Below are 22,244 nucleotides of genomic sequence, written 5' to 3' on the forward strand. Positions count from 1 at the left end.
ATGGTGTGGCGGCCTTATCGGACGCCTACCCGGATGGCCGATACGATCAGCGCCCATGGAGTTCGGTGGGGCATGGCGTCGTTGGCGCGCCCGGGGAACAGCGGTCGGACGCAGGCTGCTGGCCGGGGCGGTGGCCCTGGTGGCGGTGGCCGCGGCGGGTACCACGACGGTGGCGTCCGGCGGTGAGCAGGCGGTCCATCGGGAGGACCGTTTCCTCGGCATGCCGGAGACCCCCGGCAGCGCCGAGCAGGTCCAGCTGGACACCTCGTTCTTCACCACCGAGGGCGGCGGCCCGCGTCCGGCGGTGCTGCTGGCGCACGGCTTCGGCGGTTCCAAGGAGGGCCAGCGCGAGCGCGCCGAGCAACTGGCCCGGCAGGGGTACGCGGTGCTGACCTGGTCGGCGCGCGGCTTCGGGCACTCGGGCGGCCGGATCGGGCTGAACGCGCCGGACCGCGAGGTCGAGGACGTCAGGCACCTGGTGGACTGGCTGGCCCAGCGGCCCGAGGTGCGGCTGGATGCGCCCGGCGACCCGAAGGTCGGCATCACCGGCGCCTCGTACGGCGGGGCGGTGTCGTTGCTGGCCTCCGCGTACGACCACCGGATCGACGCGGTGGCCACCCAGATCACCTGGTGGAACCTGGCCGACGCGCTGTTCCCGCAGGGTGTGCAGGGCTCGGGCGCGGCGGACGGCGTGTTCAAGAAGCTGTGGGCCGGGATCTTCTTCACCACCGGCGCGGCCGGGGACCTCGGGCCCTCCGGCGAGGCGCCGCGGGAGAGCGGCGGCGCGGAGCCGAAGACGGACGGGCCGGTCGGCTGCGGGCGGTTCCTGGAGTCGCTCTGCCGGATGTACGACCGGGTCGCCACCGCCGGGCACGCCGACCCGGAGGCCGTCGCGCTGCTGGAGCGTTCCAGCCCGTCCTCGGTGGCGGCGCAGCTCAAGGCGCCCACGCTGGTGGTGCAGGGGCAGCAGGACTCGCTGTTCCCGCTGGACCAGGGGGACCGCATCGCCCGGGCGGTGGCCGCCAACGGCGCACCGGTGGCGGTGGACTGGTTCGCCGGCGGCCACGACGGGGGGACGGACACCAGTGCAAGGGTCGACGACCGGGTGACGGCCTGGTTCGACCACCATCTGAAGGGGCGGGGGAACGACACCGGCGCCGCTTTCCGGGTCACCCGCACCGGCGGGCTCGACTCGACCGGTTTCCAGGCCGTGCTGCGCGGGGCCACCGCCGACCGGTACCCGGGGCTCGGTGGCACCGGCTCGCGGACCGTCGAGCTGACGGGCGGCGAGCGGAGCCTCGCCAACCCGCCCGGCGGCGCGCCGCCCGGGATCTCGACACTGCCGGGCGTCGGCGCACTCAGCCAGGCGGCCTCGCTGGGCGCCGGGCTCTCACTGGACTTCCCCGGGCAGAACGCCGCCTTCGACTCGGCGCCGCTGGACTCGCCGCTGCACCTGACCGGGCAGCCGACCGTCCCGGTGCGGGTGACGGCGGACCGGCCGGACGCCGTGTTGTTCGCGAAGCTGTACGACGTCGGGCCGGACGGCAAGGCGGTGCTGCCGCAGCAGCTCGCCGCCCCGCTGCGGGTCACCGGCGCCGACGCCGGACGGACCGTCACGGTGGCGCTGCCGACCGTGGACCACACCTTCCCGGCCGGGCACCGGGTGCGGCTGGTGCTGGCGAGCACCGACCTCGCGTACGCCTCGCCGGTCGAGCCGGCCACCTACCGGGTGGCGCCGGCCGGGGCGCTCACCGTGCCGACCGTCGAGGAGCTCGTCACCGAGGCGGCGCCGCTGCCCTCGCGCACCTGGGTGCTGCCGGTGATCGCCGTGCTGGTGGCCGCGGCCCTGGTGCTGGCGCCGCGGCTGCGGCGCCGGCGGACCGCCACCGGCCCCGCCCTCGACCCGGAGCTGGCCGCGGTGCCACTGTGGATCGACGGGCTGAGCAAGCGCTACAAGGGCGCCCAGGACCGTTACGCCGTACGGGAGTTGAGCTTCCGGGTGGGGCAGGGGCAGGTGCTCGGGCTGCTCGGGCCGAACGGCGCGGGCAAGACCACCACGCTGCGGATGCTGATGGGGCTGATCCGGCCGGACGCCGGGGAGATCCGGATCTTCGGGCACCTGGTGCGGCCCGGCGCGCCGGTGCTGTCGCGGGTCGGGGCGTTCGTGGAGGGCGCGGGCTTCCTGCCGCACCTCACCGGGCGGGCCAACCTGCGGCTCTACTGGCAGGCGACCGGACGGCCGGAGGCCGACGCGCGCTTCGACGAGGCGCTGGCCATCGCCGGGCTCGGCGAGGCGCTGGACCGCGCGGTGCGCACGTACTCGCAGGGCATGCGGCAGCGGCTGGCGATCGCCCAGGCGATGCTCGGGATGCCGGACCTGCTGATCCTGGACGAGCCGACCAACGGGCTGGACCCGCCGCAGATCCGCGAGATGCGCGAGGTGATGATCCGGTACGCGGCCGGCGGGCGGACCGTGATCGTCTCCAGCCACCTGCTGTCCGAGGTCGAGCAGAGCTGTACGGACCTGGTGGTGATGGACCGCGGGCAGCTGGTCACGGCCGGCCCGGTCGCGGACATCGTGGGCGCCGGCGAGCTGCTGATGATCGGCATCGCCGGGCCGTACGACCCGGTGCCGGTGGTCGAGAAGGTGGGCGCGCTGGCCGGGGTCGGCTCGGTGGAGGCCGTCGAGGGTGGGCTGCTGGTGCGCCTGGACGGACTGGCGGCCAGCGCGCTGCTGGCCGAACTGGTGCGGCTGGAGGTGCCGGTGGAGAGCGCCGGGCCGCAGCGGCGGCTGGAGGACGCGTTCCTGTCGTTGATCGGAGGTGGAGCGTGAGCGTCGTTCCTGAGGACCGCGCCGAGTCGAAGGACCGTGCCGGATCGAAGGACCGTGCCGGGTCGGCGGACCACGCCGAGGGGTACCGGGCGAGCCGGACGCTGCCGCTGCGGGTGGAGGCGATGCGGCAACTGCGCCGGCGCCGCACCATGGTGATCGGCGGGGTGCTGGCCGCCATGCCGTTCGTCATCCTGGCCGCGTTCCAGATCGGCGGTACCCCCGGCCGTCCGGGCCGCACCACCTTCATCGAGCTGGCCACCGCCTCGGGGGCCAACTTCGCGGTCACCATGCTGTTCGTCGGCACCGGCTTCATGCTGGTGATCCCGGTCGCGCTGTTCTGCGGGGACACCGTCGCCTCCGAGGCCAGCTGGTCCTCGCTGCGCTACCTGCTGGCCGCGCCGGTGCCCCGGGCCCGGCTGCTGGCCCGCAAGTTCGCGGTCGGGCTGGGGTTCTCGGCGGTGGCGGTGGCGATGCTGCCCGCGATCGGACTGGTCGTCGGCACGGCGGCGTACGGCTGGGGAGACCTCAAGCTGCCCGCCGGGGTCAGCCTGCCGGCCGGACAGGTGCTGCCCCGGATCGCCATCGCGGTGGCCTTCGTGTTCCTCGGCGAGATCGTGATCGCCGCGCTCGCGTTCTGGCTCTCCACCGCGACGGACGCGCCGCTGGGCGCGGTCGGCGGCGCCGTGTTCGCCTCGATCATCACCGGGGTGCTGGACGCCGTCACCGCGCTGGGCGACCTGCGGGAGTGGCTGCCGGCGCACTGGCAGTACTCGTGGGCGGACGCCCTGCAGCCGCAGCTGGAGTGGGGTGGCATGGTGCAGGGCGTCTCGCTGTCGCTCTCGTACGCGGTGGTGCTGCTGGCGCTGGCGTTCCGCGGCTTCGGGCGCAAGGACGTGGTGTCCTGAACGACCGCCGGGCCCCGGCCGGACGTGCGTTCGCGGGCGGCCGGACGTGCGTTCGCGGGGCCCGGCGGGGGATGCGCGATCATGGGTGGGTAGCTGACCTCCCTGGTGAAGGACCCCGACCGTGGCCCAGATCATCCTCTTCCACTCCGCCTACGGACTGCGCCCGGCCGTGCACGCCGCCGCCGAGCGGCTGCGCGCCGCCGGGCACACCGTGCACACGCCGGACCTGTTCGACGGGCGGACCTTCGATTCCGTCGAGGAGGCGCAGGAGTTCCAGGAGGAGCTCGGCGGCCGCGACGAGCTGTTGCGGCGGGCGGTGACGGCGGCCGCGCCGGTGTCCGAGGGCGGGCTGGTGTACGCCGGCTTCTCGCTCGGCGGCGCGGTGGCGCAGAACCTGGCGCTGGCCGACGAGAAGGCGCGCGGACTGCTGCTCCTGCACGGCACCTCGGACCTGCGGGAGGACGCGGCCACCGAGATCCCGGTGCAGCTGCACATCGCGGAGCCGGACCCGTTCGAGCCGGAGGACTGGCTGAACGCCTGGTACCTGCGGATGCGGCGGGCCGGGGCCGAGGTGGAGGTGCACCGCTACCGGGGCGCCGGACACCTGTTCACCGACCCGGAGCTGCCGGACTGGGACGAGGAAGCGGCCGAGCGCGCCTGGGCGGCGTCGCTCGACTTCCTGGCGGAGCTGGACGACTGACGCCTCGGCCGGGAGCCGGCGCCGTGACCGAGAACCGGCGCCGGGCCGGAACCCGGCGCCGTGACCGGGAGCCGACGTCGAGACGGAACCCGGCGCCGTGACCGGGGCCCGGCGCCGGGCCGGAAGGACTGGCGTGCGGAACACCTACGTGTTGCCCCCGATGGGTGACGGCGGGCTGCCGCTGCAGGCCGCCGTGGTGGTGGCCCACCGGGAGACCGGAGAGCGCCAGCGGGTGCCCTCGATGGCGCTCGGGCCGGACGCGGCGATCTCCGAGGGCCGGCTGGAGGAGATCCTGCACGACTACCCCGAGCTGCGCTACCGGCGGATCGGCGAGGACATGCGCGAGGTGCTGCTCGCCGCGCTGGAGGCGGACCAGGTCATCGGCACCTACCGCGGCCGGACGGAGTTCGGCCCGCGTGCGCTCGGGCGTCGCAGCGTCATCTACGGCACCGCCGACGTGACGATGAACGACTGGCTCAACAAGCGCCTGAACCGTACCGAGTTCGTGCCCTTCGCGCCGATCACCGCCGAGGACCTGGCGGCCGCCTGCTACGTGGGCTGGGACCCCGAGCAGCCCTCGGCGCTGTTCATGACGATCACCTACGACTGCCACGAGACCTTCGCCAAGGCCTGCCCGGCGGTGGTGCACGTCGACAACACCGCCCGGCCGCAGACCGTCCGGGCCCAGGACGACCCGTTCCTGCACGGTCTGCTGATGGCCTGGTACGAGCGCAGCGGGCAGGCCGCGCTGGTGAACACCTCGTTCAACAAGCACGAGGAGCCGATCGTCGGCTCGCACCGCGACGCGCTCGACCCGGTGCTCGACGAGGTGGTCGACCTGCTGCTGGTGGACGACGTGTACCTGGTCTGGAAGGACTCCGCCGAGGGCTTCATGGCGCGGCAGTCGGTCTGACCGGGCCCGACCCGGGGGGTGGGCCGGGCGGGCGAGGGGCCAGGGCTGCGAAGCGAGGTCTAGTCCAATTGACCGTCCGGCCCGTCGGCCGGGAGAGTGTGAACCATCGTCAGACCGTATGGCGCGAGCACCGAGTGAGGAGACCGATGCAGCCGCAAGCCGGGACGCGGTACGAGGTCGAGGCCGTCGTCTTCGACATGGACGGGGTCCTGATCGACTCCAGGCCGGTGATCGAGGAGGCGTGGCGGTCGGTGGCTCGGCGCCACGGCCGGGTGCTGACGGACCCGGAGCTGGAGGAGTACGTCCACGGGCGGACCGGCGACCAGACGGTCCGGCTGATCTTCCCCGACCACTCGGACGCCGCCCGGAAGGCGATCTGGGCCGAGGTGGACACCGTCGAGGAGGAGGCCCCGTACCCGGTGATCCCCGGGGCCGACGGGCTGGCCGCCCGGCTCCGGCGGGCGGGCGTGCCGGTGGGCCTGGCCACCAGCAGCTGGCCGCGGAAGATCGAGAACGCGCTCGGCGGGCTCGGCCTGCTCGACGTCTTCCGGGTGCGCGTCACCCGGGACGACGTCGAGCGGGGCAAGCCGCACCCGGACCCGTACCTGGCGGCCTGCCGGGGGCTCGGGATCCGGCCGCAGCGCACGCTGGTCTTCGAGGACTCGGTCAGCGGGGTCCGCTCGGCGGTCGACGCGGGGGCGGTGTGCGTCGGCATCGGCGGGCCGGCCCTGGTGGCGGCGGGCGCGGTGGTCGCGGTGCCGGACTTCACCGCGCTGGTGGTGGACCACGCCGGTGACGCGGGGCCGCTCGTGCTGACCGACCCGGACGGGCTGGTGGCGGTGGTGCTGACGGCCGGGCCGCACGGTGGCTGAGCCGGGGCGGGCGGGCGGGTCAGAGCCGGCGGTGCAGGCGGCCGTGGACGAAGAGGGCGAGGAGGATGACGGCGCCCAGTGCGCAGGCCGCGATGCCGAGGGCGAGCAGCATGATCGTGCCGTCGTCGACGGCGTGGACGTACTCGTGGTCGACCATGCCGGAGGCCTCCACCGTGACCTTCTCGTAGTCCGGGTGGGCGGATATGTAGCCGACCATGGCGATGACGCCACCGACGCAGAGCGCCGCGCCCAGCAGCAGCAGGCCGCCGAACCGGCGGGTCCAGCCGTCCGGGTCGACCATACGGGCGTGCGGGCAGCGGTCGATCACCGCGTTGCCAAGGGTGGAGGCGCCGGCCGCCAGGCCGTCCACCCGGAGCCGTCCGCCGTCGGCCAGGCCGAGGACGCAGCGGTAGTCGTTGCCGAACCGGTGGGCGAGGGCGCCGGCCGTGCCGCCGCCCGGGCGGGTGGTGATCGTGGTGATCTGCTCCCAGGTCCAACTCCCCGTTGCTCCATGGGCGTTGCCGTGGGTCAGGCCGTTCTCGCGGAGCTCGAAGTACTCGCCCCTGCCACCCCGCAGCGCCCGTACAGCCTGGGCCGCGCCGAGCCAGAGCCCGCTGACGCCGAGACCGATGAGCACGCCCAGCGCCCGGCCGCCGGAGTCGCCGCTCCGGAGCAGGAGCCACAGGCCGAGCCAGGAGAGCGGAACCCCGACGGCCAGGGCCCAGGCGGCATTGGTCCACCGGGTGCGGTTGGCGACCGGGTGGCGGCTGAGGAGGCTGCCGAGGGCGTCGGGGGCGTCGGGTGTGGGGGTGGTGTCGGTCACGGCGGCCAGTCAAGCAGGAGTGGCGGGTCCACATCAAGGGTGTTGGTGCGTAGGAGAATTGACGGATGATCCGAAGGCGGGCCGCCCGTCCGGACCGCCGTCCGACCGCCCGCCCCGCCGCCCGCGCCCCGGGGGCTGCGGCACGATGGACCCCATGCACACCGACCACTACGCGCCGACGACCACCCTGCCCGGGCTCCTGCAGCGCGGCCGCGGCCAGGGCGCGCTGATCGCCGCCGAGGACGGCCCGTCGGTCGCCGAGCTGGTGTACGGCTGCATCCGCTGGGACTGGCGATGGGACCCGACGGCCGACGACCGGGACCGCTACCTCGCCCGCCTGATCCGGGACCTGGGGCTGCCGCTCGCACCGGTGGTGGAGCTCCTGTCCGGCGACGAGGGCACCCGGCACCGGGCCACCCGGGTCCTGGAACTGCTCGCGCTCGGCGGCTCGGCGCAGGCCCGGGCGGCACTGCCGGACCCCGCCCCGGCGCCGGACGGCCCGACCCCGCACCACCCCCCGAAGGACGCCTGCCCGGACCGCGGCGACGCGTACCCGCCGGCGGGCCCCGGCGACGAGCGCGACATACCGGCCCTGGTCGCCGAGCTGGAGCGGTGCTGGGTGGCGCGGACCTGGTGCGGCCCCGCCGCCCTCGCCCGCGACCTCGCCCGCTTCGGCCCGCGGGCCGCCGACGCCGTCTCCCTGCTGCGCCGCTTCTGGCTCTCGACCCCGCACTCGTCCGAGCGCCCCGCCTACCTGGAGGCGCTGGCGGCGATGGGGGCCGCGGGCATGCCCGAGGTGTACGTCGAGTCGCTGGACGACTGCGAAACGCGGGCCCGGCTCCTCGGCGTCCGCCACGCCCCCGACCGGCCCGCCGTGCGGGCCCGCCTCGGCGGCCTGCGGGACGATCCGCTGGAGGCGCCGGAGGTCCGCGAGGCCGCCGCGGCGCGACTCTCGGGGCTGGGTCGTCAGCTGTTCGAGGGGGCTAAAGTAGACGCGTGAACGCGTGAGTGGTGGTCCGGGCCCCGAGAGGCGCTCCGGGCCACATCCATTTCCAGGGCATCCCCTGTGACCTGCACGTTCGCCGGCCCACCAGACCAGCACCAGAGCCTCCGGAGGCCCCGCCTTGAGCGACCAGCCGTTCGCGCATCTGCACGTCCACACCGAGTACTCGATGCTGGACGGTGCCGCCCGGCTGAAGCAGATGTTCAAGGAGGTCGAGCGCCTCGGCCAGACCCACGTGGCCATGACCGACCACGGCAACATGTACGGCGCCGCCGAGTTCCACAAGCAGGCCACCGCCGCCGGCATCACGCCCGTCATCGGCATCGAGGCGTACGTCGCCCCGGAGTCCCGCTCCAACACCAAGCGCATCCTGTGGGGCCAGCCGCACCAGAAGCGGGACGACGTCTCCGCGTCCGGCGCGTACACCCACAAGACCATCTGGGCCCGCAACAAGGAGGGCCTGCACAACCTCTTCAAGCTGACCTCGCGCTCCTACGCCGAGGGCTGGCTGGTGAAGTGGCCCCGGATGGACAAGGAGCTGATCTCCGAGCTCTCCGGCGGCCTGATGGCCACCACCGGCTGCCCCTCCGGCGAGGTGCAGACCCGGCTGCGCCTCGGCCAGTTCGACGAGGCCCTCAAGTCGGCCGCCGACTACCAGGACATCTTCGGCAAGGAGAACTACTTCCTGGAGCTGATGGACCACGGTCTCGACATCGAGAGGCGGGTCCGCGACGGGCTGCTGGAGATCAGCAGGAAGCTGGGCATTCCCCCGGTCGTCACCAACGACTCGCACTACACCACCGAGGCCGACGCCGGCGCGCACGACCTGCTGCTCTGCGTCCAGACCGGCAAGAACCTCTCGGACCCGGACCGCTTCCGCTTCGACGGCACCGGCTACTACATCAAGTCAGCGGCCGAGATGTACGCCCTGGACTCCTCCGACGCCTGGCAGGAGGGCTGCCGCAACAGCCAGCTCCTCGTCGCCTCCCGGGTCGACACCGAGGGCATGTTCAAGTTCAAGAACCTGATGCCCCGCTTCCCCATCCCGGAGGGCTTCGAGTCCGAGGCGGACTTCTTCAAGTCCAAGGTCTGGGAGGGCATGGACTGGCGCTTCCCGAACGGGTACGACGAGGAGCACAAGAAGCTCGCCGAGTACGAGATGGACACCATCATCCAGATGGGGTTCCCGGCGTACTTCCTCGTGGTCGCCGACTTCATCATGTGGGCCAAGAGCCAGGGCATCGCGGTGGGCCCCGGCCGCGGTTCGGCGGCCGGCTCGCTGGTCGCGTACGCGATGGGCATCACCGACCTCGACCCGATCCCGCACGGCCTGATCTTCGAGCGCTTCCTCAACCCCGAGCGCATCTCCATGCCCGACGTCGACATCGACTTCGACGAGCGCCGGCGCGGTGACGTGATCCGCTACGTGACCGAGAAGTGGGGATCCGACAAGGTCGCCATGATCGTCACGTACGGCACCATCAAGGCGAAGGCCGCCATCAAGGACTCCTCGCGCGTCCTCGGCTACCCGTACGCGATGGGCGACCGGATCACCAAGGCGATGCCGCCGGACGTCATGGGCAAGGGCATCCCGCTCTCCGGCATCACCGACCCCTCGCACCCGCGCTACAGCGAGGCCGGGGAGATCCGCGGGCTGTACGAGACCGACCCGGACGTCCGGAAGGTCATCGACACCGCGCGCGGCATCGAGGGCCTGATCCGCCAGCCCGGCGTTCACGCCGCGGGCGTCATCATGTCCGCCGAGCCGCTGACCGACCACATCCCGGTCTGGACCCGGCACACCGACGGCGTCACCATCACGCAGTTCGACTACCCCACTTGTGAGAGCCTCGGCCTCCTCAAGATGGACTTCCTCGGCCTGCGCAACCTGACGATCATGGACGACGCCGTCAAGGCGATCGAGAAGAACAAGGGCATCAAGATCAACCTGCTTGATCTGCCCCTGGACGACAAGCCGACCTACGAACTCCTCGCCCGCGGCGACACGCTCGGCGTCTTCCAGCTCGACGGCGGGCCGATGCGCTCGCTGCTGCGCCTGATGAAGCCCGACAACTTCGAGGACATCTCCGCCGTCCTGGCGCTGTACCGCCCGGGCCCGATGGGCGTCAACTCCCATACGAACTACGCGCTGCGCAAGAACGGGCAGCAGGAGATCACTCCGATCCACCCGGAGCTGGAGAAGCCCCTGGAAGAGGTGCTCCGGCCGACGTACGGCCTGATCGTCTACCAGGAGCAGGTGCAGAAGGCCGCGCAGATCCTGGCCGGTTACTCCCTCGGCCAGGCCGACCTGCTGCGCCGGGCGATGGGCAAGAAGAAGAAGGAGATCCTGGAGGCGGAGTTCGTCCCCTTCCAGAAGGGCTGCCGCGAGCGCGGCTACTCCGACGAGGCCATCCAGGCCGTGTGGGACGTCCTCGTCCCCTTCTCCGGCTACGCGTTCAACAAAGCGCACACCGCCGGCTACGGGCTGGTCTCCTACTGGACCGCCTACCTCAAGGCCAACTACCCGGCCGAGTACATGTCCGGCCTGCTCACCTCCGTCAAGGACGACAAGGACAAGTCCGCGGTCTACCTCAACGAGTGCCGCAAGATGGGCATCCAGGTGCTGCCGCCGGACGTCAACGAGTCGGACTCGGACTTCACCCCGCACGGTGACACCCTGGTCCGCTTCGGCCTGACCGCCATCCGCAACGTCGGTGGGCCGGTGGTCGACTCGATGATCCGGACCCGGAAGGCGAAGGGGAAGTTCGCGTCCTTCCCCGACTTCCTGGACAAGGTGGAGTCGGTGGTCTGCAACAAGCGGACCGTCGAATCGCTGATCAAGGCCGGTGCGTTCGACTCGCTCGGGCACACCCGCAAGGGCCTGAGCGCGCAGTTCGAGCCGATGATCGACAACGTCGTCGGCGTGAAGCGCAAGGAGGCCGAGGGGCAGTTCGACCTCTTCGGCGGCGACGCCACCACGGACGAGCCGAGCTTCGGGCTGGACGTCGTCTTCTCCGAGGAGGAGTGGGAGAAGTCCTTCCTGCTCACCCAGGAGCGGGAGATGCTCGGCCTGTACGTCTCCTCGCACCCGCTGCACGGCATCGAGCACGTGCTCGCCGACAAGGCGGACTGCGCGGTGGCCGACCTCGCGGAGCGGCCGGACGGGACGATCGTCACCATCGGCGGCATCATCTCGGGCCTCCAGCGGAAGATGACCAAGCAGGGCAACGCGTGGGCGATCGCCACGGTGGAGGACCTCGCGGGGTCCATCGACTGCATGTTCTTCCCGGCGAGCTACCAGCTGGTGTCCTCGCAACTGGTCGAGGACGCCGTGGTGTTCGTGCGCGGCAAGCTGGACAAGCGGGAGGACGTGCCGAGGCTGATGGGGATGGAGCTGTCCGTCCCCGACCTGTCGAACGCCCACGCCGAGGCGCCGATCACCATCAACATCCCGAACGGGAAGATCACCCCGCCGCTGGTGGCCCGGCTCGGCGAGGTGCTCGGGAGCCACCGCGGCACCACCGAGGTGCGGGTGCGGCTGGAGGGCCGCAACAAGACCACGGTGCTGCGGTTGGACCGGCACCGGGTGAAGTCGGACCCGGCGCTGTTCGGGGATCTGAAGCAGCTGCTCGGGCCGAGCTGTCTGGCGGGGTGAGACCGGGCGGCGGCCGGGAGCGGCTGCCGGTGCTCGAGTGCGGGTAGCGGCCTTCCGCTTCGCGCAGTTCCCCGCGCCCCTTCGGGCGCGGGGGACTCCTGTTGTGGGGAGGGGGAAGGGGAGGGTGCGGGGGCGAGGGGCGCGGGGAGCTGCTGTCGGGGGAGCGGCGGTGGGCGGCGTCGGGAGGGTGTGGGGGTGTCAGGTGCCGCTGCCGAGGCCGGGTGGGACGGCCGTGTGCAGGGCCGAGACGAAGGCGGAGATGGCCGGGTGGGAGCCGGCGCCGGCGCGGAAGGCGGCGCGGGTGCGGCGGTACATCGGCAGGCGGGTGAGGACGACGCCGGGCGGGAGTCCGGCCGTGCCCAGGTGGGGCACCAGGGCGACGCCCTGGCCGGCCGCCACCAGGGCCAGCACGGTGGTGAAGTCGTCGATCTGGTGCCGGATCCGGGGTGCGAAGCCCGCCGCCTCGCAGGCGCGGACGGCCATGGTGTGGCAGAGCGTGTCGGGCGGGGACATGATCCACGGCGCGGCGCGCTGTTCGGCGACGGTGCCCGGGACGCGGGCGGCCAGGTACATGGGTTCGGTGAAGACCGGGCGGGTCACCGCGAGGCCCGGCTCCGGGTCGGTCGGGACGAGGTCGTACTCGTGCACCAGCGCCACGTCCAGCTCGCCCGCCCGCAGCGCCGCGCCGACGGCCGCCGGGTCCACCTCGGTGACCATCGGCTCCAGCCCCGGGTGCCAGCTCGCCAGTTCGGCGAGCACCCCCGGGATGATCGCCCGGGCCGCCGAGGGGTAGGTGCCGATCCGCAGTGGGCCGGCCAGCCCCCGCTTGGCGTGGGCGAGTTCGGCGCCGGCCTGCTCCAGCAGGGCGAGCACGGCCTCGGCGTGCCGGACCAGGTTGCGCCCGGCCGGGGTGAGGGTGACCCGCCGCCCGGTGCGCTCCAGCAGCGGGACGCCCGCCTCCTTCTCCAGGACGGACAGCTGCTGGGACACGGCCGAGGGGCTGAAGGAGAGCGCCTCGGCGACGGCCGCGATGGTGCCGAGGTGGGCGAGTTCGCGCAGCAGGCGCAGGCGTCGGACGTCCAGCATCGGTCCAGCCTAGTCGGGCACCGGCCCGAGTACAGGCCCGAGCATCGGCTCAGCTTACGAGTAGCGTCGGAAATGTGAACTGGACCTGGGCGATCGGCGAGCCGCAGGATCGTGGGCATGGAACTCAAGGGCATCCACGTCCCCCTGATCACCCCCTTCGCCGCCGACGGCTCCGTCGCCCTCGACGCGCTGGAGAAGCTCTCGTACGAGCTCCTGGACGCCGGCGCGGCCGGGCTGGTCGCCCTCGGCACCACCGGTGAGCCGGCCGCGCTGACCGCCGGGGAGCGGGACGCGGTGGTGGACGTCGCCGCGGCCGCCTGCGCCGCACGCGGGGCGCAGCTGACCGTCGGCGCCTCCGGCGGCGACACCCGGGCCGTCGGCGAGGCGCTGGCCGCGCTCGGCGCGCGGGTGCCGCAGGCCGCGGCGCTGGTCACCACGCCGTCCTTCGTCCGGGCCGGCGAGGCCGGGACGGTCGCGCACTTCCGGGCGCTGGCCGCGAGCAGCCCGCTGCCGCTGGTCGTCTACCACATCCCGTACCGCACCGGGCAGCAGCTCTCCACCGCCGCGCTGCGCGAACTCGCCGCGATCGAGGGCGTGGTGGGCGTCAAGTACGCGACCGGCGGGCTGGACCAGACGGCCGCCGAGCTGCTCGCCGACGCCCCCGCGGGATTCGCGTTCCTCACCGGCGAGGACGCGTACCTCTCGCCGATGCTGGCGCTCGGCGCGGCCGGCGGCATCCTCGCCTCCGCCCACCTGGCGACCGGCCGGTTCGTCGAGCTGGTCGAGGCCTGGCAGGCCGGGGACGTGGCGCGGGCTCGGGCGCTCGGGCACCGGCTGACCGGCCTGGCGCTGTCGGCGTTCACCGCGCCGAACCCGACGGTGACCAAGGGTGTGCTGCACGCCCAGGGCCGCATCCCCACCCCCGACGTGCGGCTGCCGCTGCTGCCGGCCGGGGAGGCGGAGGTCCGCGCCGCGCTGGCCCTCGCCAGTGGTCTGGACCACTAGGGCCCGTCCGGGCGGCCTCTCACACCGTGGAACGCCAGGCCGCCGCACCCGCGTGACAAGGCATGATGGACGGAGTGCGGCCGTGAACAGCACCATTCAGAGGAGTAGTCGGAGATGAAGATCGGCATTGTCGGTGCCACCGGCCAGGTCGGCGGCGTGGTCCGCGAGATCCTGGCGGAGCGCAACTTTCCGGTGGAGCAGCTGCGGCTGTTCGCCTCGGCCCGATCGGCCGGGCGCACGCTGCCCTGGCAGGGCACCGAGGTCACCGTCGAGGACGCGGCCACGGCCGACTACACCGGCCTCGACATCGTGATCTTCTCGGCCGGCGGCTCGACCTCCAAGGCCCTGGCCCCCAAGGTCGCCGCGGCCGGTGCCGTCGTGATCGACAACTCCTCCGCCTGGCGCCGCGACCCCGAGGTCCCGCTGGTCGTCTCCGAGGTCAACCCGGAGGCCGTCGCGGACCGCCCCAAGGGCATCATCGCCAACCCGAACTGCACCACCATGGCCGCCATGCCCGTGCTGCGCCCGCTGCACGAGGAAGCCGGCCTGGCCGCGCTCGTCGTCTCCACCTACCAGGCCGTCTCCGGCAGCGGTGTGGCCGGCGTCGCCGAGCTGCAGGACCAGGCCGCCAAGGTCGTGGAGGGAGCCGCCGGGCTCGCCCACGACGGCGGTGCCGTCGAGTTCCCCGAGCCCAGGGTCTACGCGCGGCCGATCGCCTTCAACGTGGTGCCGCTGGCCGGCTCCCTCGTGGACGACGGCTCCAACGAGACCGACGAGGAGCAGAAGCTCCGCCACGAGAGCCGCAAGATCCTCGGCATCCCCGAGCTGAAGGTCTCCGGCACCTGCGTGCGCGTCCCGGTCTTCTCCGGCCACTCGCTGCAGATCAACGCCCGTTTCGAGCGCCCGATCAGCCCCGAGCGCGCCGTCGAGCTGCTCGACGGCGCCCCTGGCGTCGAGCTGTCCGACATCCCCACCCCGCTCCAGGCCGCCGGCCGGGACCCGAGCTACGTCGGCCGCGTCCGGGCGGACGAGACGGTGGACCACGGTCTGTCGCTGTTCGTCTCGAACGACAACCTGCGCAAGGGCGCCGCGCTGAACGCCGTCCAGCTGGCCGAGCTGGTCGCCGCCGAGCTCAGGGGCTGAGCGTCCCCGGCCGAGCCGCACCGGCCGGACCACCGGTGTCCGCCGTCCGGAACACCGCCGCGTGACCCAGGGCGGGCCCCGTCGTTGTACGGGGCCCGCCCTCGCTTCTGTTCGCTCCAGGCCGGGGCGGCTGTTGCGGTACCGGGACAAGCGGCGAGGTTCGGCGGGCGAACCGCGGGTAAAAGGGGACCCAACGATCGGGCGGCGACGGGGGCCCCTCACCTCGGCACGTCCGGACGACGGGCCGACCGGCCCGTTCCCGAATCGATCCACCCGACTGATTCCGAGGGCGAGCGAAAAGAGGTGCGCGATGGACCGTTGTGTCGTCCTGGTGGACGCCGGATACCTGCTGGGCGCCGCCGCCAGCCTGCTCGCCGGGGATCCGTCCCGTTCCAGGGTCACCGTGAACCACACGGCCCTGATCACCGCACTGCGCGAGCGGGCCGAGGCCGAGACCGGGCTGCCGCTGCTGCGGATCTACTGGTTCGACGCCGCGCCCGACCGGCGCCCGATGCCCGAGCACCGGCGGCTGCGGGTGCTGCCCCGGGTCACCGTGCGGCTGGGCGCGCTCACCCGGGCCGAGGGGCGTTGGGTGCAGAAGGGCGTGGACGCCGCGATGCACGCCGAACTCTCCGAGCTCGCCCGCAACCGGGCCTGCGCCGATGTCGTGCTGATCACCGGCGACGGGGACCTGCTGCCCGGCATGATGACCGCCAAGGAACACGGAGTGGCCGTCCACCTGTGGGCCCTGCAGGCCGCCGACGGCGACTTCAACCAGTCCGAGGACCTGGTCGGCGAGGCGGACGAGCGGCGGGTGCTGGACCGCGAGTGGATCGAGGGGTCCTTCTCGCTGCGCGAGCACTCCAGCCCGTTCCCGGCCCCGGGTGCCCGGCAGGAGATCGCCAAGATCCTCGCCGCCCCGCCGGCCGCCCCGCCCGCCACGCTGCCCACCGTGGTGCCGCCGGTGGTCCGCCCGGCCGCCGCCGAGGCAGCCGCCGCGGCCCCGGAGAGCGCCACCCCCGCCGCCGACGGACGGCCGCAGCCGGCCGCGGCCGCGCTCAAGGTCGTGCCGACACCGAAGGACCTGGCCGGGCGCGCCCCCTCCGTCACCCCGGTCACCCCGGTGGCGAGCGGCACCAACGGCCACGCCGCCAACGGCCACGCTGCCAACGGGCACGCCGCCGCCGCGCAGGGCGGGCCGGTGCTGCGCTGGTCCTCCGACCGGGGCTGGGTGGACCGGCCCGCCCCGGAGCCCGCCGTCACCGCCGGCGACAGCCTGCCCACCCTCGCCCAGCTCACCACCGCCGAACAGCGCTGGGCCGACCGCGAGGAGGACATCACCTCCATCGGCGGCGACGCCCACGAGGTCGGCCAGGTCTTCGCCCGCCGCTGGAGCGAACGCCTCGGCGACAACGAGAGACTCACCGTGCTCTGGCCCGACTACCCGCGCATCCCGCACCGGGTGGACGGCGAGCTGCTGCGCTACGCCGCCCGCTTCGGACTGCTGGCGCACAAGGACGACCAGATCGACGAACACGACCGCTACGCCATCCGGGCCGGGTTCTGGAAGGAACTGGCGGCGCGGGTGCCGGGCGGGTCGATGGTCGTCGAGGACTGAGCCGACCCGACCGGCCCGAGGGCCCCCTTGTCCGGTTCGCCCGTATGAGCGCGTAGAGTCTTCGGTCGTGAACGAGACGGCCGGGCGAGCACCCGAGGAACCCCAGCCGTGCGTGGCCGTACGCGACCTGGTCAGGACCTACCGCAGCGGACGCGGCGCGGCCGCCACCGAGATCCGGGCCAACGACGGCATCAGCCTCACCGTCCGCCAGGGCGAGATCTTCGGGCTGCTCGGGCCGAACGGAGCCGGGAAGTCGACGCTGGTGCGCCAGCTCACCGGGCTGCTGCGCCCCGACTCGGGATCCGTCGAACTCCTCGGCCACGACATCGTGCGGCACCCCGACCGGGCTGCCCGGCTGCTCGGCTACCTCGGGCAGGAATCCACCGCGCTGGACGAGTTGACGGTGGTGCTCGCCGCCGAGACCACCGGGCGGCTGCGCGGACTCACCCGGGCGCAGGCCCGCGGCGCGGCCGCGGACGTGCTGGCCGAGCTCGGGCTGGAGCCGATCGCCACCCGGCCGCTCGCCAAGCTGTCCGGCGGACAGCGGCGGCTCGCCTGCTTCGCCGCCACCCTGGTGGGGGAGCGGCCGCTGCTCGTCCTGGACGAGCCCACCACCGGCATGGACCCCGTCGCCCGGCGGGCCGTGTGGAGCGCCGTGGACCGGCGGCGCGCCGAGCACGGGACGACGGTGCTGCTGGTCACCCACAACGTGATCGAGGCGGAGACGGTGCTCGACCGGGTCGCCGTGGTGGACGACGGCCGGGTGATCGCCTGCGACACGCCCGGCGGGCTCAAGGCACTGGTGGACGGCGACGTCCGGCTGGACCTGGTCTGGCGGGACGAGGCGCCGGTCGGCGTGCCCGCCGTCGCCGCGCTGCGCGAACGGGCCGAGTGCACCGGGCGCCGCTGGACCGTCCGCACCACCCCCGAGCAGGCCCGCGAACTGGTCGCCGCCGTCACCACCGGCCCGGCCTTCGCCGCGCTCGACGACTTCACCCTCGCCACCCCGAGTCTTGAGGACGCCTACCTCAAGCTGGGCGGCCGCCACGGAGGACTGGCCAAGTGACACTGCTCTCGGTGCCGCCGGAGACCCGCCGGTCCACGGCCGCCCCCGCTCCGCTCGCCCCCGCGGCCGGGCTGCTGCCGGCGCTCGCGGCCGTGTACCGGGCGCAGCTCGCCCGGGCGCGGGTGGCGCGCATCCCGCTGCTGTTCGTGGCCACCTTCCAGTCCGTCGGCATCCTGGTGATGATGCGGGGCGTGGTGGACGCCGGGCAGTCCTCGGAGGCGCGGTCGGTGGTCGCCGGCGCGAGCGTGCTGGTGGTGGCCTTCGTCGCGCTGAACCTGCTCGCCCAGTACTTCGGGAAGCTGCGGGCCACCGGCGGGCTCGACCACTACGCGACGCTGCCGGTGCCGGCCGCCTCGGTGGTGCTGGGGACGGCCGCCGCGTACGCCTCCTTCACCCTGCCGGGGACGCTCGCCACGGCGGCGTTCGGGGCGGTGACGTTCGGGCTGCCGCTCGGGCAGCTGTGGGTGCTGCTGGCGGTCGTGCCGCTGGCCGGGGCCGCGCTGTCGGGGCTGGGGGCGGCCTGCGGGCTGCTGGCGCCGCGGCAGGAGATCGCGACGATGCTCGGGCAGCTCGGGATGTCGGCCGCCCTGCTGCTGGGGGTGCTGCCGGCGGACCACCTGCCGCAGCCGGTGCAGTGGCTGCGGGACCTGCTGCCGTCCACGTACGGGGTGGACGCCTTCGCGCGGACCTTCGCGCCGGATCCCGACTGGGCGCTGGTGCTCGGGGACCTCGCGGTCTGCGCGGGGGTGGGCGTGGTGTCGCTGGCCGTCGCCACCTGGGCGTACCGGCGGGCGGTCTCGCGGTAGGGCGTCCCGTGGCGGGACCGTCCCGGTTCCGTGGGTACGGTGGTGGGTCGTTCGAGTGGCCGTCGTGAAACGATGGGGCCTGTGACCGTACCGAACACACCTCCGGATCCTGCCCCCGCCGATGCGCAGGCGGAGCCGGGCGAAGCGCCCGACCCGTTCGCGCCGCCGGCGCACGGTGCCACCGCCCTCGGGGAGGGGACGGCTCCGCTGGGGAAGCGGCTGCTGCCGGAGGTGCGGGTCGGTGCCGGTGTCGTGGTCGCCTGTCTGGTGGCCGCACTGGTGGTGGCCGGGCTGTGGGCCTGGCTGGCGCCGAAGGTGCCGCTGCTGGTGGACGGGGACCGCATCCTCTACGCCGACCCCGAGGGCGAGCAGCGGGCCGGGGCCGACGCGGTGTTCGTGCTCATCGCCCTGGGGGCCGGGATCCTGACCGCGCTCGGGGCCTTCCTGGTGACCCGCCGGCGCGGCGGCGGCATCGCGGTCGCGGTGGGGCTGACCGTCGGCGGGCTGCTCGGATCGATCGGGGCCTGGCGGATCGGGCGGTGGCTCGGGCCGAGCGGCGACCTGATCGGCCAGGCCCGGCGGGTCGGCGACGGCGGCCACTTCGACGCGAGCATCGACCTGGGGGCGCTGGGGGCGCTGCTGGTCTGGCCGATGACGGCGATGGTGGTGCTGCTCCTGCTCTCGGCCGCGTTCGGCAAGCGCGAGGAGGACCCGCCGCCGTACTGGGCGCCGGTCGCGCAGGCTCCGCTGGGGGTGCCGCCGACGGGCACGCCGCAGGGCACGCCGGCGGGCACGCCGACGGGGCAGTGGGCAGGGCCGGGGACGGGGAGCGGCCCGGAGCGCTGACCGCTGCCCGCCGGGCGCGGGTGGGCTCAGGGGCCCGGTGCGGTGGGTTCAGCGGGCTCAGCGGGCGATGGCGGCGGTGTGGGCCCCGGTGAGCGCGACCAGGTCGGCGGGGGCGAGTTCCACTTCGAGGCCGCGGCGGCCCGCCGAGACGTAGACGGTGGGGTGGCCGAGCGCGCTGGCGTCGACGACGGTGCGCAGCGGGCGGCGCTGGCCCAGCGGGGAGATGCCGCCGCGGACGTAGCCGCTGCTGCGCTCGGCGGCGGCCGGGTCGGCCATGGCGGCGCGCTTGCCGCCGACGGCCGCCGCCAGGGCCTTGAGGTCGAGCTGGCCGGCGACCGGGACCACGCCGACGGTGAGGGTGCCGTCCACGTCGGCGACGAGGGTCTTGAAGACCCGCTCGGGCGTGACACCGAGGGCCTCGGCGGCCTCGCCGCCGTAGGAGGCGGCGGCCGGGTCGTGGTCGTAGGCGTGCACGGTGAACGGGACGGCGGCGGCTTCCAGGGCGACGGTGGCGGGGGTGCCCTGCCCGCCCTTCCTGCTCTTCTTGGCCATGCGGGGTCCTCGGGCTCCTCGGTCAGTTGGGGCTGAAGCGCTGGCGGGTGAGGTCGGCGGCGGGAAGCGAGGGCAGCCAGCTGAGGACGGCGGTCTCGCGGCGCAGCAGGTCGAGTTCGGCGCGCAGCCGCTGGGCGGTGTCCGGGCAGGCGAGCAGCCGCTGCTTGACCGGGGTCTCGAACACCGAGGCGGCGGCGACCAGGTAGGAGAGCACCTGGGGGTCGTCCGGGAGTTCCTGGCGGCCGACGGTGCTGGCCTCGCGGGCGCCGGCCAGGCGCTTCTGGTAGACCCGGAACGCCCGCTCGACCTCGGAGGCCAGGGCGCCGGAGCCCTCGCCGGGGAGCTCCTCGATCGGCTCGATCTCGCCGGTCAGGTACGGGCCGGAGACGTCCGCCGAGCGCAGCCGGAACCGGGTGGTGCCGGTGACCAGCAGCTCGTAGCGGCCGTCCGGCTGGTGCTCGACGGAGGCGACGTCGGCGACGCAGCCGATGTGGAACAGCGCCTCCAGCGGGTCCCCGGTGGTGGTGCCGAGGCCGTCCAGCGGGCCGGCCGGGCCCTCCTCGGGTCTGACCGGCGCGACTTCCCGGCCGTCCCTGATCGCGAGCACGCCGAACCGCCGAGGGGTGTCCTCGGAGCGTTCGAGCAGGTCGGCGACGAGACGGCGGTAGCGCTCCTCGAAGACGTTCAGGGGCAGCACCAGGCCCGGGTAGAGCACGGTGTTCAGCGGGAAGAGCGGCAGCCGTTCTGTCACGGCGGACAGCGTAGTTCCCCGGACGGGGGCCTTGTCGCACGGATGACGAGGCCACCCGGTCGGCGGCCCCCGCCGCCGCCCGGCTCAGCCACGCTGGAGCATCCGCGTGGCGCCGGCGACGACCGTGGAGGCGAGCAGCCAGCCGATGACGACCAGCCCGGCGGCGATCCACTGGGAGAGGCCGCCCGGGTTCCAGCCGCCCTGGTTGAGGTCCACGATCGGCAGCAGCTGGTTCAGGGTGTACAGCACCGGGTTCCAGTGCGGGCGCTCGTCGGCCTTGAGCGGCTCCAGCGGGTGGGAGGCGAACCAGAGACTGCCGAGGATCCAGGCGAGCAGCAGCCACAGGCCCGCCCGGCCGGGCCGGTAGCCGTAGCCGACGGTGGCGTCCTGGACCGCGCCCCAGACGCGGGCGGGCAGCGGCAGCGTGCGGCGGCGCAGGCGCTGCTTGGCGTAGAGCACCTCGCGGGCGTCGTCGTCGGCGCCGTCGCGGCGCAGGGCGGCGGCCAGCTGCTCGTAGGACTCGGGCTGGAAGTCCACCGAGGAGCCCTCCAGCCAGGCGATCCGCTGCTGGACGGTGAACGTGCTGATCGGGCGCAGGTTCTCGTAGACGAAACCGGTGAGGCCCAGGTGCTTGCCGAGCGGCCAGGCGTGCGGCCTGTCGACCAGGTTGCCGACCCGGGCGCGGGAGAGCGAGACGGTGCCGGTGGGGCGGAAGTCGCAGGAGAACCGCAGCTCGGGGGTCTGGATGCGGCGCAGCGAGAGCTCGTCGTCGTCCTCCAGGTGGAACTCGCCGGAGATCAGGCAGGCGCCCTCGAAGCGGGAGTCGGACAGCCGGACCCGGCCGAAGGCCCGGAACGGGGTGACGGGGCCGTCGGCCGGCGGGACCTCGCCGTAGCCGGAGCCGTAGTAGCCGCGGGAGCCGGTCCAGCCGAGGTCGGCGGAGCCGGTCAGGTAGAGGGTGTGGCCGATGGTGACCCGGACGGCGTTGAGGCAGGTGCGGCTGTGCCGGCGGTCGGCGTGCAGCTGGGCGCCGCGCAGCGACAGCCGGCCGCCTATTCGGGCCGTGCGTATGCTCAACTCGCCCCGGGCCTCCAGGCGTTCGGCTTCGAAGTCCTGGTTGACGGTGATCCCGTCGGCGGAGACGGCCCGGCCGTAGCGGTCGCCGCCGACCCGGGTCTGGTTGAGCAGCAGGTCGGTGCCGATCTTGGAGTCGGTGAGCCGGATGCCGTCGGGGAGGCGGCAGCGGGCCAGGTGGAGGTCGCCGGTGGTGGAGAGCCGGGAGGCCTCCAGCCGGGGGATCAGGCAGTTCACGAAGCGCAGCGTCGGCGCCGAGGCCTCGGAGAGCAGGATCTTGTGCTCGAAGCGGCACTCGTGGAGCTCGATGTAGCGGTCGATGGCGGCGCCGGCCAGGTTGAGCGCGCCGGTGACCAGCACACCGCTGAACCGCAGCGAGGCGACCCGCCCGGGGGCTGGCCGCGGGCCGGCCAGCAGCAGGTGGGCGAGCACCTCGGCGCGGACGGTGCGCTCGGGGCCCCAGTCGGCGTCGCCGAAGGGGTCGTCGGCGTCCGCGTCGCCCGTTCGCAGGTCCAGGATCACACCTTGGCGGTAAGCCTCCCAGAGTCGCTGCTCGACCCCCGTCCAGCCCTCCGGAGCACGCTCCGCCATGG

Annotated in this window: 18 protein-coding genes; 13 read left to right on the forward strand and 5 right to left on the reverse strand. The window is 73.8% G+C overall.

The window, feature by feature from the left end; translation table 11 throughout:
• The first annotated feature begins 55 nt into the window (after positions 1–55).
• The 5 genes from ACWDBE_RS23860 to ACWDBE_RS23880 all read left to right on the forward strand — a co-directional run bounded on the left by ACWDBE_RS23860 (position 56) and on the right by ACWDBE_RS23880 (position 6,223).
• On the forward strand, positions 56–2,833 hold the full coding sequence (locus ACWDBE_RS23860) for an alpha/beta fold hydrolase (RefSeq protein WP_449808999.1): 2,778 nt from the start codon (positions 56–58) through the stop codon (positions 2,831–2,833).
• Between the two features lie 101 nt (positions 2,834–2,934).
• Complete coding sequence (locus tag ACWDBE_RS23865; protein ID WP_449789857.1) at positions 2,935–3,738, forward strand: ABC transporter permease; 804 nt, start codon at positions 2,935–2,937, stop codon at positions 3,736–3,738.
• Positions 3,739–3,859: 121 nt separating this feature from the next.
• Complete coding sequence (locus ACWDBE_RS23870; RefSeq protein ID WP_449789828.1) at positions 3,860–4,438, forward strand: dienelactone hydrolase family protein; 579 nt, start codon at positions 3,860–3,862, stop codon at positions 4,436–4,438.
• Positions 4,439–4,571: 133 nt separating this feature from the next.
• Complete coding sequence (locus ACWDBE_RS23875) at positions 4,572–5,351, forward strand: carbamoyltransferase C-terminal domain-containing protein (protein ID WP_449789827.1); 780 nt, start codon at positions 4,572–4,574, stop codon at positions 5,349–5,351.
• Between the two features lie 146 nt (positions 5,352–5,497).
• Positions 5,498–6,223, forward strand: coding sequence for an HAD family hydrolase (locus ACWDBE_RS23880; RefSeq protein ID WP_449809000.1), 726 nt, complete (start codon positions 5,498–5,500; stop codon positions 6,221–6,223).
• Positions 6,224–6,242: 19 nt separating this feature from the next.
• Here ACWDBE_RS23880 and ACWDBE_RS23885 read toward each other — a convergent pair whose 3' ends face one another.
• Positions 6,243–7,046 (reverse strand): hypothetical protein, encoded by an 804-nt coding sequence (locus tag ACWDBE_RS23885; RefSeq protein ID WP_449789825.1) that lies wholly within the window; start codon positions 7,044–7,046, stop codon positions 6,243–6,245.
• 154 nt (positions 7,047–7,200) lie between these two features.
• On the opposite strand from ACWDBE_RS23885, the gene ACWDBE_RS23890 reads away from it, so the two are divergent.
• Positions 7,201–8,046 (forward strand): hypothetical protein, encoded by an 846-nt coding sequence (locus ACWDBE_RS23890; protein ID WP_449809001.1) that lies wholly within the window; start codon positions 7,201–7,203, stop codon positions 8,044–8,046.
• A gap of 124 nt (positions 8,047–8,170) precedes the next feature.
• The gene (dnaE, locus tag ACWDBE_RS23895; RefSeq protein ID WP_449809002.1) at positions 8,171–11,704 is read left to right on the forward strand and encodes a DNA polymerase III subunit alpha; all 3,534 of its coding nucleotides are present in this window, start codon (positions 8,171–8,173) and stop codon (positions 11,702–11,704) included.
• A gap of 198 nt (positions 11,705–11,902) precedes the next feature.
• On the opposite strand, the gene ACWDBE_RS23900 is transcribed toward dnaE, so the two are convergent.
• A complete protein-coding gene (locus ACWDBE_RS23900) occupies positions 11,903–12,790 on the reverse strand; it encodes a LysR family transcriptional regulator (RefSeq protein ID WP_449789822.1) in 888 nt (295 codons plus the stop codon).
• Positions 12,791–12,907: 117 nt separating this feature from the next.
• Here ACWDBE_RS23900 and ACWDBE_RS23905 point away from each other — a divergent pair, with 117 nt between their 5' ends.
• The 6 genes from ACWDBE_RS23905 to ACWDBE_RS23930 all read left to right on the forward strand — a co-directional run bounded on the left by ACWDBE_RS23905 (position 12,908) and on the right by ACWDBE_RS23930 (position 19,274).
• Positions 12,908–13,795, forward strand: coding sequence for a dihydrodipicolinate synthase family protein (locus ACWDBE_RS23905; protein WP_402405270.1), 888 nt, complete (start codon positions 12,908–12,910; stop codon positions 13,793–13,795).
• A gap of 114 nt (positions 13,796–13,909) precedes the next feature.
• Positions 13,910–14,938, forward strand: a complete 1,029-nt coding sequence (locus tag ACWDBE_RS23910; RefSeq protein WP_449789821.1) for an aspartate-semialdehyde dehydrogenase — start codon at positions 13,910–13,912, stop codon at positions 14,936–14,938.
• Between the two features lie 310 nt (positions 14,939–15,248).
• Positions 15,249–16,556, forward strand: a complete 1,308-nt coding sequence (locus ACWDBE_RS23915) for an NYN domain-containing protein (RefSeq protein ID WP_449789820.1) — start codon at positions 15,249–15,251, stop codon at positions 16,554–16,556.
• Positions 16,557–16,623: 67 nt separating this feature from the next.
• A complete protein-coding gene (locus tag ACWDBE_RS23920) occupies positions 16,624–17,622 on the forward strand; it encodes an ABC transporter ATP-binding protein (protein ID WP_449789819.1) in 999 nt (332 codons plus the stop codon).
• Complete coding sequence (locus ACWDBE_RS23925; RefSeq protein ID WP_449789818.1) at positions 17,619–18,428, forward strand: ABC transporter permease; 810 nt, start codon at positions 17,619–17,621, stop codon at positions 18,426–18,428. The genes ACWDBE_RS23920 and ACWDBE_RS23925 overlap by 4 nt, the downstream gene beginning before the upstream one ends.
• Positions 18,429–18,509: 81 nt before the next feature.
• Positions 18,510–19,274: a hypothetical protein gene (locus ACWDBE_RS23930; protein ID WP_449809003.1), complete on the forward strand. Its 765-nt coding sequence runs from the start codon at positions 18,510–18,512 to the stop codon at positions 19,272–19,274.
• Positions 19,275–19,331: 57 nt separating this feature from the next.
• Here the strand turns inward: ACWDBE_RS23930 and ybaK are convergent, their stop codons facing one another.
• From ybaK to ACWDBE_RS23945, 3 genes are all read right to left on the reverse strand, one after another.
• Positions 19,332–19,826 carry a Cys-tRNA(Pro) deacylase gene (ybaK, locus tag ACWDBE_RS23935; protein ID WP_392869269.1) on the reverse strand — a complete coding sequence of 165 codons (495 nt, stop codon included), beginning with the start codon at positions 19,824–19,826 and terminating at the stop codon, positions 19,332–19,334.
• A gap of 22 nt (positions 19,827–19,848) precedes the next feature.
• Entirely contained in the window at positions 19,849–20,577 is a 729-nt protein-coding gene (locus tag ACWDBE_RS23940) for an LON peptidase substrate-binding domain-containing protein (protein ID WP_449789815.1), read from the reverse strand.
• An 84-nt stretch (positions 20,578–20,661) separates the two neighbouring features.
• Positions 20,662–22,242 (reverse strand): oxidoreductase, encoded by a 1,581-nt coding sequence (locus tag ACWDBE_RS23945; protein WP_449809004.1) that lies wholly within the window; start codon positions 22,240–22,242, stop codon positions 20,662–20,664.
• Positions 22,243–22,244: the final 2 nt, after the last annotated feature.

The organism is Kitasatospora sp. NPDC001132 (assembly GCF_053598415.1).